Source organism: Streptomyces sp. ISL-36 (assembly GCF_018614205.1).
In the GTDB taxonomy this organism is placed as follows: Bacteria; Actinomycetota; Actinomycetes; order Streptomycetales; family Streptomycetaceae; genus Streptomyces.
Window position 1 is genome coordinate 14,397 of the sequence record NZ_JAGGOS010000007.1, and the last position, 15,542, is coordinate 29,938.

Genomic DNA, 15,542 nt, shown 5'->3' on the forward strand with positions numbered 1-15,542 from the left:
GGTACCGGCAAGGTGGAGCGCAGGACTATCGGGGCGGCGGCGCTCGACGTGGGCGCGGTCGGCCTGGGCTGTATGCCGATGAACTGGGCCTACAGCGGTTCCCAGCAGCGCGGCGACCGCTCGCTGCGCACCGTGCACGCGGCACTGGACGCCGGGGTGAGCCTGCTCGACACCGCCGACATGTACGGGCCGTTCACCAACGAACTGCTGTTGGGGCGGGTCCTCAAGGAGCGCAGGGCCGACGTCTTCGTGTCGACGAAGTGCGGCCTGCTGGTGGGTGACCAGCATGTGGTGGCCAACGGCCGTCCCGGCTACGTGCGGCGGGCCTGCGACGCCTCGCTGCGGCGCCTGCAGACGGATGTGATCGACCTCTACCAGCTGCACCGGGCGGACCCCGAGGTGCCGGTCGAGGAGACCTGGGGCGCGATGGCCGAGCTGGTCTCGGCGGGCAAGGTGCGGGCGCTCGGGCTGTGCGCGGTGGGGGCCCGGGCGGCTCGGCGGGGCGGCGCCGATCTGTATGAGGGAACGATCCGCCAGTTGGAACGCGTCCAGCAGGTCTTCCCGGTGAGCGCGGTGGAGGCGGAGCTGTCGGTGTGGTCGCCGGAGGCGCTGGATCGGCTGCTGCCGTGGTGCGAGGCGCGGGGCGTGGGGTTCCTGGCCGCGATGCCGCTGGGGAACGGGTTCCTCACGGGGACGCTGACGCCGGGCGGCGGCTTCGAGCCGGACGACCTGCGGGCCCGCCACCCCCGCTTCACCGCCGAGATGATGGCGGCCAACCAGCCGCTGGTGGCGGGGCTGCGGCGGGTGGCGGCGCGGCACGGCGACGAGGTCACTCCGGCGCAGGTGGCGCTGGCGTGGGCGCTGCGACGCGGACCGCACGTGGTGCCGATCCCGGGGGCGAAGCGGGAGCGCTGGGCGGTGGAGAACGCGCGGGCGGCGGAGCTGGTGCTGACACCGGCGGATCTGTCCGAGATCGCGCGGCTGCCGCCGCCGCGGGGGTCGTGGGACTGAGCCCGGCGCGGCGCGGGCCGTGGACGGGAACCTGATCGGATCGGGCGGTGTACTAGAGGTGAGAGGGATGCCGCCGGAGATTCGGGAAGGGGGTCGGAGCCGTGATCCGACGTGCGGGGAGAGTCGTGTGGGGGGCTGCCGCGCTGGTGCTCGTGGCCGGGTGTTCGTCGGGGGGTGGGACCGAACCCCCGGCCGGGACGTCCTCGCCCGCCGTGTCCTCGCCGGCCGTCACCTCGCCCTCGGGCTCGGGCTCGTCCGCGGCGTCGCCCGCGGGCCCGGCGGTGCGCGTCGCCGGGACGCTCACCGGGGATCTGAGGTCGCCCTGGGGTCTGGCCGCGCTGCCCAGCGGTGATCTGCTCGTGTCCTCGCGGGACGAGCGGACGATCACCCGGGTCGACGCGGAGACGGGGAGGAAGACGCTCGTCGGAGAGGTGCCGGGGGTGGTTCCCCGGGGTGAGGGCGGCCTCATGGGCCTCGCCTGGCGGGACGGCCGGCTGTACGCGTACCTCACCGCCGAGGCCGACAACCGCATCGTCCGGATGCGGTACGGAGGCGGGGACGGCGACCGGCTGGGGCCGCCCGAGGCGGTCCTCACCGGCATCCCGAAGGGGACCGTGCACAACGGCGGGCGGATCGCGTTCGGCCCGGACGGGATGCTGTACGCGGGGACGGGCGAGCGGGGCGAGACGGGTCTCGCGCAGAGCGTGGAGTCGCTGGGCGGGAAGATTCTGCGGATGACACCGGAGGGGAAGCCAGCGCCGGGCAATCCGTTCCCGGGCTCGGTGGTCTATTCCTACGGTCACCGCAATGTGCAGGGACTGGCCTGGGACGCGGACGGACGGCTGTGGGCGGCCGAGTTCGGCCAGAACACCTGGGACGAGCTGAATCTGATCGAGCCCGGCAGGAACTACGGCTGGCCGAAGGCGGAGGGCCGCGCGGGGGTGTCCGGCTTCGTGGACCCGGTGGCCCAGTGGAGAACGTCCGAGGCCTCGCCGAGCGGGATCGCCTACGCCGAGGGCGCGATCTGGATGGCCGGTCTCAGGGGTGAGCGGCTGTGGCGCGTTCCCCTCTCGGGCGCGGAACGCTCCGGGGACCCCCAGGCGTTCCTCGTGGAGGAGCACGGCCGCCTGCGTACGGTCCTGGCGGCGGGTGACGGCCGGCTCTGGCTGACCACGAGCGAGACCGACACCCGGGGCACCCCGGAGGCGGGCGACGACAAGATCCTCCGGCTGGAGGTGAGGTAAGGGCGGCGGACACCATGTTCAACCTGGCGGAAGAGCTCTTCGCACCGGGCCGCAAGCACACCGACGACGAACGCCGGCGGCTGGCCCTGACCAGGGAGGACCCCGGTGACGGGGACCCTTCCCGGGGGCCGATAGACCTCTCCTCGGGCCGGGTGACGATCCGCGTACCGAGCGAGGAGGACCGCGAGGGCGCTACGGACTCCGGGTCCTGGCACCTACGGACTCCAGGCACTGAGCGCACCGGGGGCCTCTCCGGCTCCTAGGCGTCCTGGGGTGTCGGGTCCAGGAGGCGCAGGCGGTGGGCCAGTGCGGCGGCCTCGCCGCGGCCGGAGACGCCGAGCTTGGCGAGGATGTTGGAGACGTGGACGCTCGCCGTCTTCGGGGAGATGAAGAGCTCCTCGGCGATCTGACGGTTGGTGCGGCCGGCGGCGACCAGGCGCAGGACGTCCTGTTCCCTGGGGGTCAGGCCGAAGGCGTCGTCGCCGGACTCCGGTTCCGGGGCGTGGTCGGGGGTGGTCAGCGAGAGGCGGGCGCGGGCGGCCAGGAGTTCGACGTCCTCGCGCAGCGGCTGCGCGCGGAGGCGGACGGCGGTGGCGTGGGCCTCTCGCAGGAGCGCCGCGGCCTCGTCGCGACGGCCGCCCTCGGCCAGGAGGGCGTCGGCGAGGCGGTGGCGGGCGAGGGCGAACGGGTAGGGGCGCTCGGCCTGCTCGTAGGCGGCGACGGTCTCGGCCCAGCGGTCGACCGGTCGGCGGCCCTCGGCGCGGTCCAGCTCGGCGGAGACGTGCAGGGAGTAGGCCGCCCAGACGGGTGCGGGGGTCGCAAGTCCCCGTACACAGCGGCGGATCAGGGCGATCGACTCCGCGCGGCCCTCCTCGGCGGCGGGCAGGCCGAGGGCGTCCGCCTCGGCGGTGGCGGCGATGAGGAGCAGCGGCCAGCCGTCGCGGTGGGTGCCGGGCGGGAAGCCGGCCTCGGCGGCGGCGGCGAAGAGGGTCCGTACGTCCTGGATCCGTCCAGCGGCGGCGGCGATGCTCAGCTCGACCTGTCTCGTCGGGACGGTGTACTGCGGCATCGGGTCCGCCTCGCCGAAGTGCTCGCGTGCCGCGGCCAGCTGACGGGCGGCCGTGGTGAGCTCGCCCCGTCCGACGGCGAGTTGGGCGAGACGCAGCGCGGCGGAGCCCCGCGGCTTGGACCTGGCTCCGGCCACTTCCAGCCACTCGCAGTTCCGCTGCGCCTCGTCCCAGAGCCCGAGGGAGAGCTGCGACTCGGCCTGGTTGGCACGGACCCAGCCCTGGCTGTCGAGGAGTCCGTGGTCGCGGGTGAGCCGGATGCCGTCCTCGGCGAGGTCGACGGCCTCCTGGGAGCGGCCGAGGTTCTCCAGGACGTGGGAGAGGTTGATGTGGGCACGGGACGACTCGTGGTGGAGACCGAGGGCGCGGGTGCGGTCGCGGACCTCGTGCATGGTGGCGAGTCCGGCCTCTCGGTCGCCGGCGGAGACCTGGAGGGTGCCGAGGGTGAGGCGGGCGCTGAGCTCGATGGACTCGTCCTTGACGAGTCGGGCGTATTCGACGGCCCGTTCGGCGGCGGCGAGGCTCTCGGGGCCGGGCTTGTGCAGCATGCCCCACCCCGCGGCGACGGCGAGGATCCGGGCGTGCACCCCGGTCGGCGGGAGACCCTTGACGAGTTCCTGCGCGGTGGCGATCTCGGCCCAGCCGTCGGAGCGGCCGAGGCTGGAGACGATGCGGGAGCGCTCGGTCCAGAACCAGGCGGCCCGCAGCGGGTCGCGGTCCTCGCTCTCCTCGCTCTCGAGCAGCCGCAGCGCCATCTTGCCGATCTTCAGGGCACGTTCGCGTTCGCCGCAGAGCCGGGCGGCGTAGGCGGCCTCGGCCAGCAGGTCGAGGTAGCGCAGCGGCGTGGTCTCGGGGTCGCAGCCGCACGGAGGGTAGGCCTCGGCGTAGTCCATCGGCCGCAGCGAGTCGCGCACGTCCGCGGGTACCTCGTCCCACAGCTCCATGGCCCGTTCGAGGAGCCGCAGTTGCTCGGCGTAGGCGTAGCGCTTGCGGGTCTCGACGGAGGCGCGCAGGACGGCCGGGAGCGCCTGGGCGGGGGCGTGCGCGTGGTACCAGTAGGTGGCGAGGCGGGTGGCCCGTTCGTCGGCCCGTACGAGGGAGGGATCGGCCTCCAGGGCTTCGGCGTAGCGCCGGTTGAGGCGGGAGCGTTCGCCGGGCAGCAGGTCGTCGCTGACGGCCTCGCGGACCAGGGAGTGGCGGAAGCGGTAGCCGTCGCCGTCCGGGACGGCGAGCAGGATGTTGGCGCCGACGGCGGCCCGCAGCGCCTCGATGAGGTCGTCCTCGGAGAGCCGGGCGACGGTGGCGAGCAGTGCGTACTCGACGGTGGAGCCGCCCTCGGCGACGATTCGGGCGACCCGCTGGGCGTCCTCGGGGAGCGCCTCGACCCGGACGAGCAGCAGATCGCGCAGGGAGTCGCTGAGGGAGCCGGGGGCGCAGCCGGTCTCGTGGGAGACGACGAGCTCCTCGACGAAGAAGGCGTTGCCGTCGGAGCGGTCGAAGATCTCGTCGACGAGGGCGGCGTCGGGTTCGGCGGCGAGGATGCCGGTGAGCTGGCGGCGTACCTCGGCGCGGGTGAAGCGGGAGAGCTCGATGCGCCGGATGGTCCGCAGGCGGTCCAGTTCGGCGAGGAGCGGACGCAGCGGATGGCGGCGGTGGATGTCGTCGGCCCGGTAGGTGGCGACGACGACGATCCGGCCGCGGCGCAGGGTGCGGAAGAGGTAGGCGAGAAGGTGCCGGGTGGAGGCGTCGGCCCAGTGCAGGTCCTCCAGGACGAGCACGATCGTACGGTCGGCGGCGAGCCGCTCCAGGAGCCGTACGGTCAGCTCGAAGAGGCGGGCGGTGGAGTCCTCGTTGGAGGGTTCGTGGCTGCCGACGTCGCCGAGTTCGGGCAGCAGCCGGGCGAGCTCGCCCTCCTGGCCCTGGGCCGCGGCGGCGAGCTCGCCGGGGAGCCGGCGGCTCAGGGAGCGCAGGGCGGTGGAGAAGGGGGCGAAGGGCAGTCCGTCCGCGCCGATCTCGACGCAGCCGCCGACGGCGACGAACGCGCCGCGGTCGCAGGCGGCGTCGACGAACTCCTCGATGAGGCGCGTCTTTCCGACGCCCGCCTCTCCACCGACGAGCAGCGCCTGCGGCTCACCCGTGTGAGCGCGGGCGAGCGCGTCGGTGAGGGCGGTGAGTTCGCCGGCCCTGCCGACGAAGACGGGGCTGACTGACGTGGTCTCCACGTCGTGGAGCATCGCACAGGCGTCCACGGTGCTGCCTGTACGGGGGTCACGCGGCCCGGGCGAAGCGGCCTCGCTCGGCCCCCACCCGTCCCTCGGAATCATGGCCTGCGGACCGGCGGCCGAAGCGGCGCGAGCCCTTGGGGGCCCGGCCGGCCTCGGCGGCCTCGCGGGACAGCCGCTGGGCGGCGGCCTCGCGGAGCAGCTCGGAGTGGTGCAGGCGGTGCAGTTCGTACGCGAACATGTCGTTCTCCCTGGTGTCGGTATCGCTCCTTGCGATGCCTCCACTCTCGTCGCCCAGGGGGTGGGGCCACATCGGGCGAGTGCCGCATGTTCGGTGTACGGGGGGCCTTAGGCGGTCCTGAGGGGGTACCTAGTTCTAGGACGCCGTCGGCAGACTCAGGAACAGGTCGAAGTACATCCCCACGGAGAGGAAGAGTCCGATTCCGCCGAGGACGGCTCCGGCGACGGCCACGGCCCGGACCCAGGCGGGGCGCTGCGGGCGGGTGAGGACGACCACGGCGGTGATCAGGGCGAGGAGCGCGAAGACGCCGTTGACCAGGGCGGTGGTGTGCCAGGCGTCACCGTAGATCTCGGAGATCTGCTGGGCAGCGGTGCCGCCCTGTGCCTCGATCTGCCCGATGAGCGTCTCGCGCTCGCTGGCCACCTTCCCCGTCCAGGTCCCGGTCAGGGCCGCGAGCCCGAGGCCGGCGGAGACGACGGCCGCGGCGCCCGCTGCGACACCCGAGGCCACGGCGGGGCCGGCCCCGGCCACCTCTGCCGCGTCCTGCTCGTCGTCGGCCTCGCCGGTTTCGTCGGCCTCGTCGGCCTCGTCGCCGTCGGCCTCGTCGCCGTCGGCCACAGCGGCTCCGTCGGCGAGTTCGTCGTCGAGCAGGCCGACCGCCTCGCCCGCGGTCGTGCCGTCGATCTCGTCAGTCTTGGGATTCATGGAGCGCACGCTAGGTGGCCCCGATGAGAACGGCCTTAACTGATCGCGGTTGGTCCTGGGCCTTGTGTGTCAGCGCCCCTCGCTATCGTCCACGCCATGACCTCAAGTGATCGTCTGCTCGCCCTGATCCAGAACACCCCGGACATCCACGGGTTGCTGCGATCACCCTTCGGTTTCGACATCGGCAGGAAGGCGTACGGCGACGGCTTGAGGCTTGCCTCGGGTGCGCCGCTGGAGCCGATCGCCGGGGAGTCCGCCGGTGGGGCGTACTTCCTGTGTGCTGAGGAGGACGGCCGCCGGCCAGTGGTGTTCGCGAGTTCCGAGGGGGAGGGTGGGCTGATCGCCGATGACCTGGCGGACGCGCTGGAGATCATCATCGGGCTCGAATGGCAGGACTGCCTCAGGTTCTCCGGTGGCGGCGACGTGGAGGTCATGCAGCTCTCTGCCCAGCACCTCGAACGGTCTCTGGCCAGGGGTAATCCGGAGATCGCCACAGAACGTGCCCAGGTGGCCGCAGCCCTGTCGCTTCGTCTCGTGCCCGTCGCCGACCTCGTCCTTCGGCTGCAGGAAGCCGCCTCAAGAACCGAGCCCGACTACGTGGTGACCACCGAGGACGGGGAGGCGTACGACCCACCGTTCGGCGAGCTCTCGGAGCCTCGCCACGGGGGATGGCGCTGAACCGACCGGCCCTTGCTCGCCCGTACGACCGGCATCGGCAGCTGACGACGGTGCAACGATCAGTAGGACGTCCGCCCGGCCTTCGCCGACGTCCACTCCGGCGCGAGCACCGACCACACCTCCGCGTCCTGGCGCTGACCCCGGTAGAGGTAGCTCTCCCGCAGGACGCCGTCCTTCGTCATCCCGAGGCGCCGCGCCACGGCGATGCTGGCCCCGTTCTTCGAGGACACCCGCCACTCGACCCGGTGGATGCCGCGCTCCTCGATCGCCCAGTCGATGATCACCCGCGCGGCCCGGGTCACCAGGCCCCGGCCGACCGCCGACGGCTCCAGCCAGCAGCCGGCCTCCGCGGTGCCCTGCGCCACGTCCATCGTGCGGAACAGCACGCCGCCGACGAGCTTTCCGTCGGTCCGGATGCCGTAGATGCGGCCGGTGTCGGCCGCCGCCTTCTCCGCGTACGCCTGGAGGAAGGCGCGGGCGGAGTCCAGGTCCTGGACGGCGTCGGCCAGGAGGATGTGCTGCCCGATGTACTCCCGGCCCCGGTCCATGTGGGCGAGGAACTCCTCGGCGCGGGAAGGCTCCAGGGGCCTCAGCTCGGCGCCGTCGTCACCCAGCGATATCGCGAACATCCTTGTCGTCCTCCGCCCTTGGAACCGTCACACGCTGCCAAGGGATCTTCGCATGCGCGGCGTCCGGTTCGCCGTCCCGGCCGGCGTCCTGGGTGTCCTCGCGTGCGTCGGCCGCCGCACGGCACTCCGGGGTCTCGATGCTGATCCGCGGCAGTCGGCGGTCGAGCCAGCGCGGCAGCCACCAGTTCGCCCCGCCGAGCATGTGCATCAGGGCGGGTACGAGCAGCGTCCGCAGGACAAAGGCGTCGAGGGCGACGGCGGCGGCGAGCGCGATGCCGAACATCGCGACGACCCGGTCACCGGAGAGCACGAAGGCCAGGAAGACGGAGATCATGATGACCGCCGCGGAGTTGATCACACGGCTGGTCTCGGCGAGGCCGACCCGGACCGCCCGCCGGTTGTCGCCGGTCTCCAGCCACTCCTCGTACATCCGGCTGACCAGGAAGACCTGGTAGTCCATGGAGAGCCCGAAGAGCACCGACACCATGATCACCGGCAGGAACGGTTCGATCGGGCCGGCGCTGCCCAGCCCGAGCAGCTCGCTCCCCCACCCCCACTGGAAGACCGCGACCACGATCCCGAAGGAGGAGGCGACGGCGGCCACGTTCATGACCGCCGCCTTCAGCGGGATGCCGAGCGAGCGGAAGGCGAGCAGGAGCAGCAGACAGCCGAGCGCGACGACGACGCCCACGAAGAGCGGCAGCTTGCCCACGATGATCTCGGCGAAGTCGTCGTAGGAGGCCGTGACCCCTCCGACGTGGACGTCCAACGAGGTGCCGTGCTCGGCCGTCGGCAGGACGTCCTGCCGCAGCCGGTCGACGAGATCGCTGGTGTCCTTCGACTGCGGCGCGGAGTCCGGTACGACGATCAGGACGGCCGTGTCCCCGGAGCCGTTGTACGTGACCGGGGAGACGGACTCGACCCCTCGGGTGTTCGCCAGCTCGGCCGGCAGGTCGCCGAGTGCGAGCCGGTCGTCGGCGCCGTCGATCTGGGCGACGAGGGTGAGGGGCCCGTTCACGCCCGGCCCGAAGCCGTCGGCCAGCAGGTCGTACGCCTGTCGGGTCGTCGACGTGGCCGGGTTGTTGCCCTGGTCGGAGGTGCCGAGGTGGAGCGAGAGCGTCGGCAGGGCCAGGACCAGCATGACGACGGCGGCGACGGCGCCGAGCAGCTTGGGGTGGCGCTCGACGAAGGCGGACCAGCGGGCGGCGAAACCGGTCGGGAGCTCGGGCTGTGGACCGTGTTCGGCGAGCTGCCGCCGCTCGCGCCGGCTCAGCGCCCGCATCCCGATCAGGGAGAGCAGCGCGGGCAGCAGGGTGACGGAGGCGGCGACCGTGAGGACGACGGTGAGGGAGGCGGCGATGGCGACGCCGTTGAGGAAGCTCAGCCGCAGGATCAGCATGCCGAGGAGGGCGATGCAGACGGTCGCGCCGGCGAAGACGACGGCTCGGCCGGTGGTGGCGACGGCGATCCGCGCGGCTTCGGGGACGGGCAGCCCGCGTTTGAGGCCCTTGCGGTGTCTGGTGACGATGAACAGGGCGTAGTCGATGCCGACGCCGAGGCCGATGAGCAGGCCCAGCATGGGGGCGAAGTCGGCGACCGTCATGACGTGGCCGAGGAGCACGATCCCGGAGTAGGCGGTGCCGACGCTGACGAGGGCGGTGGCGATGGGGAGCACGGAGGCGGCGAGCGAGCCGAAGGCGAGGAAGAGGACGACGGCCGAGACGACGACGCCGACGGCTTCGGCGACATGACCGCCGGAGGCCTCGGTGAGGGCGATGGCGCTGCCGCCGAGCTCGACGCGGACGCCGTCGCCGGCGGCCGCCTTGGCCGTGTCGACGAGCGCCTGGGCCTGGCTCGGGGGGAGGTCGTCGGCCTGCTCGTGGAAGTTGACGGCGGCGTAGGCGGTGCGGCCGTCCTCGCTGATCCGTGCCTGGGCGGCCGGGCTCTCTCCGTACGGTGAGGCGACCGCGGCGATGCCGGGCAGGTCGGCGACCTCGTCGAGCATCTCGGTCATGCACTGTTCGACGGCGGTGGCTCGGACGCTGCCCCGGTCGGTGTGCCAGACGATGGTGTCGCTGTCGCCGCCGGCTCCGGGGAAGCCCTGTTCGAGGAGGGCGGTGGCGCGGCCGGACTCGGTACCAGGGGCTTCGTAGTCGTTGGAGTACGCGCTTCCGGCGACCGCCGCCGCCGTGGTGACGCCGCCGAGGGCGACGAGCCAGAGCAGAACGGCGACGAGGCGGTGCGTGACGCACCACCGTGCGATGGCTGCCAAAGGACGTGCTCCCTGGGTGGTTCGTGGATCTTTGATCGGGAACAGCCCGCAAAGAACGCATGACCTACATGAGGCCACTCTCGCAGCCTTAAGAGATCCTTTGCCCTTTTCGTGGCGTTACTCACAGCGGTGCGCGGGAGCTCAGGCCTCTCGTCCTGTGCTCCCGCGCACCGCGGCGGCGTGGCGTCCTCAGCCGGAGACGCTCGCGCGGCCGTTCTCGATGTGGCCCATCAGTCGTCGTCGGAAGCCGCCGGGAGCCGTCACCTCGATGTCGTACCAGCCGTGCGCGTCGGAGGCCGAGTGGACGACGGTACGGCTCCTGCCCGGCTTCACGGTGACCGTGCGGGTCCAGCCGTCCAGGTCGTCCTCGTCGACGTAGCCGAGCGGCCGGACGGTGAAGGTGAGCGGCGCCGTGGAGGTGTTGCCGACGGTGATGTGCAGGTCACGGTCGTGGTGGTCGATGTGCGAGGTGACGTCGGCGCCGCCCGTGGCGGGGCCCTCGAACTCGCGGCGGAAGCCGTTGGGGCCGGTGATCGTGAAGCGGTAGTGATCGCCCGTAAGGGGTACGGCCCATTCGTCCGTGCCCTTTACGTCCCGGTGCTGAGGGACGGCGTACTCGCCCGCGTACGGGTAGAGGGCGAAGTGCGCGCTCGCCCGGCCGACGTTGCTGAGGGCCACCGTGACCGTGCCGGACCCGACCTTCGCGGAGGCGTCCGGCTGGTACGGCAGGGGCCGGGCGGGGCGGCTGCCCGGCTCCTGGAGCGGCATCCGCTGCACCAGCGGCGGCTGCGGCCGCCAGCGCCCGCTGAAGGGCGGGATCGGGCCGGGCTGCTCCACCCCGGGCTGCCGGTGGGCGCGCCGGAAGTCGAAGGCGGAGGTGAGGTCGCCGGTGACGGCTCGCCGCCATGGAGTGATGTTGGGCTCCTGGATGCCGGTGAGGCGCTCCAGGAAACGGATCACGGACGTGTGGTCGAAGGTCTCGGAGCAGACGTAGCCGCCGACCGACCAGGGAGAGACGACGAGCAGGGGGACGCGGATGCCGAGGCCGGTGGGCTGGCCCTTCCAGCGCTCGTCCGTGTTGTCGGCGGGCGGCACGGGCGGCGGGACATGGTCGAAGAAGCCGTCGTTCTCGTCGTAGTTGATCAGGACGACGGTGTGGCGCCAGACGTCGGGGTGCGAGCCGAGGGCGTCGAGCACCTTGTAGACCAGGGTGGCGGAGGCGATCGGCGAGGAGGAGCCGGGATGCTCGGAGTCGATCGCGGACGGGACGAGGTACGAGACCTCGGGCAGCGAGCCGGCGGCGACGTCGGCACGGAAGGCGTCGGCGAGCTTCCCCGTCTCGACACGGCGCAGCCCGCGCTCGAAGAGCGAGCGCTCGGCGTCGCTGAGGCCGGCCACCCCGTCCTCCAGCGCGGCGAGCAGGCGGGCCCGCTCGGCGGTGTCGTCGGTGTCGCGGACGGCGGCGTAGAAGGACTCCATGAAGGTGTGCCCGCCGGTGGGGGCGAGCGCCTTGCGGGCGATCTTCTTGAAGGTGGTGAAGAACTCGATGTTGTTGTCGGTGAAGTTCTCCCACTCGGTGTACGTCTTCCAGCTCCGTCCGGCCGCTTCGAGGCGCTCGGCGTAGGTGGGCCAGGGGTAGCCGGGGTGCGTGCCCTCGGCGTACGCGGCGTTGCTGACGGCCCGGCTGCCGTCGGCCTCGTAGCCGGTCCAGCCGGACCAGAGGTGGTTGCGGTTCGGGCTCGTCGAGGTGTGGATGGACGAGTGGTAGGCGTCGCAGACGGTGAAGGTGTCGGCGAGTTCGTAGTGCAGGGGGAGGTCCTGCCGGTCGTAGTACGCCATCGTCGCCGCGGTCTTGGCCGAAACCCAGCCGTCCATCCAGCCGCCGCGCCACGCCTTGCCGCCGCCGCTCCAGGAGTGGTCGAGATCGCCGATGTACTGGAGATCCTTCTTCTGGGTCTCGGCGGCGCCCCGGATCGGGAACGGCAGCACGGTCCGGCCGAGTGCGGCGGGCTGTTCGAACACCAGCTTTCCGGAGGGGAGTTCAATGGCATTGCGGTCGCCGAATCCGCGGACGCCGCGCAGGGTGCCGAAGTAGTGGTCGAAGGACCGGTTCTCCTGCATGAGGATCACGACGTGCTTGACCGCCGACATCCCGCCGGGCGGAGGCCCCGCGGCCATCGCGGCCTGCAGCGAGGGCGGGAGCAGGGAGCCGGCCGCGGCGGCGCCGAGGGCGCCTCCGCCCAGGGCGAGGAGCCTTCTGCGGGACATCTCGGGTGACAAGACCGACCTCCAGTCGACGGCCAATGGTTCGCCTTCGAGCCATTGGGTGGTTCGAACGGGACGGTAGTGAGGGCGGATGACGGCGAGAAGACCCGGTGACGTCCTGGTGGTGAACGTCCAAGAGGACAGGCCGAAAATCCAAGCGTTTTCCGGCCATCGGCGGCGGTGCGCGATGCTGTCGGGATGAATGGCGATCGCATCAAGGTCTGGTTCCGCTTCGTGCCGCGCGAGGGCTGGCTGCCCCAGGACACGGAGGGGTTGTGGGCGACCCCGGTCGGCGCCGGCACGGCACGGGTCGACAACGTCCCGTTCCTCCAGAACGGCGTGGCCCAAGGCGACGTCGTCCGCTACACCACCGCCGCCGACGGGACGCACTGGGCCACGGAACGGCTCACAGCCTCCGGCAACTGCACCCTGCGCGTCCTCCCGGACCCCAGCGGCCCCCTCGGCCCCAGCGCCCGCGCCGTCCACGAGCGCCTCACCCCCTTCGCGCTGGGCGGCGAGTCCTTCAGCGCCGACTTCCCGCTGCTGGCGGTCAACGTCCCGGCGGACGCGCCGTTCGGGGAGATCAAGGAGCTGCTCGCGCAGGGCGAGGAGGAGGGGTGGTGGCACTGGGAGATGGGGTGCGCCACCGAGGAGTGGGCGGCGGCCTGACCTCGGGCCGGGGGGTCACCCGGCCGAAGCCCGGCGAGACCGCCGGGACACGCCCTAGGAGTTCCGGAGAAGCTCGGTGAGCAGGATGACGACGCCGGGGACGGCCTGGCCGAGGCCGCCGCGCCAGAGTTTCGGTGCGGAGACGACCAGAGTGATGCCGCCGGCGACCATGAAGGCGGCGAGGTAGACGATCAGGGTCCGGCCGACGGTCTCGTGCCCCAGGCGCAGCGCCACGAACCCGGCGATCATCCCCAGGGCGAGGAACAGGTTGTAGAAGCCGACGTTGAACCGCCAGAGCCTGACCTCGGGTGCGTCGGCCGTGCTGCCGGTGAGGAAGACCCGGACCCAGGGGCGCCGCTCGTAGAGAAAGCTCTCCAGAGGCCAGACGGAGACATGGACCGCCGCGGCGATCAGGGCGAAGACCTGGCTGACGACGTGCATGGGCACCATGGTTCCCGCACGACCGGGGCCGGGAACGGACAGCCCGCTCCCTTCACCCGCTCGCCGGAGCACGAGCCCCGACGGGGCTCCCCGCGCGTTGACCCCGAGCGTCCCCGAGCGGCAAGCTGAGCCCCTGTCAATCATGGTGCCCTGGGGGGACATTGAGCAGCACGGCACACCACATCGGCCCTGACGCGGCGCCCGACCGCTATCGCCTCCTTCGGTCCATCGGGCGGGGCGGCGAGGCCGTGCTCTATCTCGCGGAGATCGAGCTGGCCGGCGGTACGGAGCCGGTCGTCGTCAAGGTGCTCGACTCGAAGACGACGATCACGCCCGAGGTCTTCGAGCGCATCAGCCACAAGTGGAACGAGCAGGCGGAGCTGCTCCGCTTCGTCCACCGGCCCGGCGTGGTCGGCGTACGGGAGCACTTCCAGGGGCCCCCGATCCATCCGTCGGGCGCGGCCGGGACCGTCACCGGGCGGGCCCTGGTCCTCGTCATGAACCATGTCGACGGGCTCGACCTGCGGGACTGGCGTGCCGAGCGCACCCTCGCGACCGCGGCCGAGCGGCGCGAGGTGATGCGGACGCTCGAACAGCTCGCCGACGTGCTCGACTGGCTGCACTCGGGGAAGGCCACGCCGTCCGGGCGGATGGTCGTCCACGGCGATCTGTCGCCCGGCAACGTGATGGTCGACGCCCACGGGCAGGCGACCCTGGTCGACTTCGGGCTGAGCAAGCTGACCGCCGACCACCAGACCGCGGAGGTCTGGTTCACCCCCGGTTACGCGGCCCCTGAGGTCTTCGACGGGAAGCGCACTCCCGGCTCCGACCGCTACGCCTTCGGTGCCATCGCGTACTTCCTGCTGAGCGGGGAGTCCCCGCCGGCCGCGCCCGAGCAGCTGGCCGGCGCGCTCGGTGCACTGCCGCAGCTCGCGGGAGTGCCGGAGGAACAGCGGGCGCGCGTCCTGAGCATCGCCTCGGCGGACCCGGCGAAGCGGCCTCTGAGTCTGTCGGCGTGGGTGAAGGACGTGCGCCACGGCCTCGTGTCCACCACGACCTCCCGCCCGGCGACGGTCGAGGACGCGGTCCCGGCGGCCGCGGCTGTCCCGGCGGCCGCTGCGGCACCGCCGCCCTCGGTGCCGCCCGCCATGCCGCCCGGCCCGCCGGCCTCGGCCCCGCCGGTTGCCGGACCGCCTGTTGCCGGACCGCCTGTGCCCGGACCGCCGGTCATGCCACCGCCGGACGCCCCCGCTCCCGCGCCCGCGCTCGCGTGGCACGAGATGCCGCAGCCGGACCCGTCGTACCAGGAGTTGCCCACCGCCGGCATCGTGCCGGGCACGGCGGCATCCGCGCCGACGGCGCCCCCGCGCAAGCGGAAGGGGCCGCTTCTCGCGGCGGTCGGTGGTGTGGTCCTCATCGCGGTCCTCGCCGTGATCGGCGTTCAACTCCTCGGCGACCGGGGCGAGAAGAACGACGAGGGCGCGAACTCCCCCGGCGGCGGCGCCTCCTCGTCCTCCGCTCCCGCGACCGAGGAACCGACCGAAGAGCCCACCACGGACGCCCCCTCCGAGGAGCCGACGGACACGGAGTCGACGGCTCCGGAGGAGTCGGCGAGCCCGACCGACGACCCCGGCACGGTCCCGGACTCGCCCACCGCCGATCTGACGACGCTGGCTTCGGTCAGCGAGCCGGATTCCTTCAGCGTCGGCACCGCGAAGATCGACACCAAGGAGCACGGCGCGGCGCTGATCGGCGACTGCTACAACGGCGCGTACGTCGAGTACGACCTCAACCGCGAGTGGTCGTGGTTCGAGTTCACCGCCGGGATCGACGACGGATCGAACATCGAGTCCGCCCGGATCATCATCTCCGTCGACGACCAGCCCGCCCTGTTCAACGAGACCGTGGACCTGGGCAAGCCGATCACCAAGTCCCTGAAGATCCAGGGCGCCCTGCGGCTGCGGCTGAAGGTGGAGGAGACCTGCACGAGCGAGGGCAACGGGGTCATCGCCGTCCCGACCCTCAAGCGGTAGACCCGGCGGAAGCGAAGGGCGGCCCGCACCGGAGTGGTTCCGGTGCGGGCCGCCCTCGTACACAT

The 15,542-nt window shown here is 72.3% G+C and carries 13 protein-coding genes; 6 read left to right on the forward strand and 7 right to left on the reverse strand.

What is annotated here, in order from left to right; genetic code table 11:
- Nucleotides 1-12 precede the first annotated feature (12 nt).
- The 3 genes from J7E93_RS01065 to J7E93_RS01075 all read left to right on the forward strand — a co-directional run bounded on the left by J7E93_RS01065 (nt 13) and on the right by J7E93_RS01075 (nt 2,518).
- Complete coding sequence (locus J7E93_RS01065) at nt 13-1,011, forward strand: aldo/keto reductase (RefSeq protein ID WP_215065247.1); 999 nt, start codon at nt 13-15, stop codon at nt 1,009-1,011.
- 101 nt (nt 1,012-1,112) lie between these two features.
- Nucleotides 1,113-2,255: a sorbosone dehydrogenase family protein gene (locus J7E93_RS01070; RefSeq protein WP_374105344.1), complete on the forward strand. Its 1,143-nt coding sequence runs from the start codon at nt 1,113-1,115 to the stop codon at nt 2,253-2,255.
- Between the two features lie 14 nt (nt 2,256-2,269).
- Nucleotides 2,270-2,518 carry a DUF6191 domain-containing protein gene (locus J7E93_RS01075; protein ID WP_215065335.1) on the forward strand — a complete coding sequence of 83 codons (249 nt, stop codon included), beginning with the start codon at nt 2,270-2,272 and terminating at the stop codon, nt 2,516-2,518.
- Here J7E93_RS01075 and J7E93_RS01080 read toward each other — a convergent pair.
- The 3 genes from J7E93_RS01080 to J7E93_RS36635 all read right to left on the reverse strand — a co-directional run bounded on the left by J7E93_RS01080 (nt 2,515) and on the right by J7E93_RS36635 (nt 6,490).
- Entirely contained in the window at nt 2,515-5,556 is a 3,042-nt protein-coding gene (locus tag J7E93_RS01080) for a helix-turn-helix transcriptional regulator (RefSeq protein ID WP_215065331.1), read from the reverse strand. The genes J7E93_RS01075 and J7E93_RS01080 overlap by 4 nt on opposite strands.
- A 34-nt stretch (nt 5,557-5,590) precedes the next feature.
- Nucleotides 5,591-5,785, reverse strand: a complete 195-nt coding sequence (locus tag J7E93_RS01085; protein WP_215065249.1) for a hypothetical protein — start codon at nt 5,783-5,785, stop codon at nt 5,591-5,593.
- A gap of 135 nt (nt 5,786-5,920) precedes the next feature.
- Nucleotides 5,921-6,490 (reverse strand): hypothetical protein, encoded by a 570-nt coding sequence (locus J7E93_RS36635; protein ID WP_251065859.1) that lies wholly within the window; start codon nt 6,488-6,490, stop codon nt 5,921-5,923.
- Between the two features lie 96 nt (nt 6,491-6,586).
- Between J7E93_RS36635 and J7E93_RS01095 the strand changes: the two genes are divergently transcribed.
- On the forward strand, nt 6,587-7,168 hold the full coding sequence (locus J7E93_RS01095) for a hypothetical protein (protein WP_215065251.1): 582 nt from the start codon (nt 6,587-6,589) through the stop codon (nt 7,166-7,168).
- Nucleotides 7,169-7,227: 59 nt separating this feature from the next.
- On the opposite strand, the gene J7E93_RS01100 is transcribed toward J7E93_RS01095, so the two are convergent.
- The 3 genes from J7E93_RS01100 to J7E93_RS01110 all read right to left on the reverse strand — a co-directional run bounded on the left by J7E93_RS01100 (nt 7,228) and on the right by J7E93_RS01110 (nt 12,337).
- Nucleotides 7,228-7,797, reverse strand: coding sequence for a GNAT family N-acetyltransferase (locus J7E93_RS01100; protein WP_215065253.1), 570 nt, complete (start codon nt 7,795-7,797; stop codon nt 7,228-7,230).
- The gene (locus tag J7E93_RS01105) at nt 7,775-10,069 is read right to left on the reverse strand and encodes an MMPL family transporter (RefSeq protein ID WP_215065254.1); all 2,295 of its coding nucleotides are present in this window, start codon (nt 10,067-10,069) and stop codon (nt 7,775-7,777) included. Before J7E93_RS01105 ends, J7E93_RS01100 begins: the two co-directional genes overlap by 23 nt.
- A 189-nt stretch (nt 10,070-10,258) precedes the next feature.
- On the reverse strand, nt 10,259-12,337 hold the full coding sequence (locus J7E93_RS01110; protein WP_374105345.1) for a phosphocholine-specific phospholipase C: 2,079 nt from the start codon (nt 12,335-12,337) through the stop codon (nt 10,259-10,261).
- Between the two features lie 195 nt (nt 12,338-12,532).
- Here J7E93_RS01110 and J7E93_RS01115 point away from each other — a divergent pair, with 195 nt between their 5' ends.
- Complete coding sequence (locus J7E93_RS01115) at nt 12,533-13,003, forward strand: DUF4265 domain-containing protein (protein ID WP_215065258.1); 471 nt, start codon at nt 12,533-12,535, stop codon at nt 13,001-13,003.
- Between the two features lie 54 nt (nt 13,004-13,057).
- On the opposite strand, the gene J7E93_RS01120 is transcribed toward J7E93_RS01115, so the two are convergent.
- Nucleotides 13,058-13,444: a DUF1304 domain-containing protein gene (locus J7E93_RS01120; protein WP_215065260.1), complete on the reverse strand. Its 387-nt coding sequence runs from the start codon at nt 13,442-13,444 to the stop codon at nt 13,058-13,060.
- A gap of 161 nt (nt 13,445-13,605) precedes the next feature.
- On the opposite strand from J7E93_RS01120, the gene J7E93_RS01125 reads away from it, so the two are divergent.
- Nucleotides 13,606-15,477 carry a protein kinase gene (locus J7E93_RS01125; RefSeq protein ID WP_215065262.1) on the forward strand — a complete coding sequence of 624 codons (1,872 nt, stop codon included), beginning with the start codon at nt 13,606-13,608 and terminating at the stop codon, nt 15,475-15,477.
- Nucleotides 15,478-15,542 lie beyond the last annotated feature (65 nt).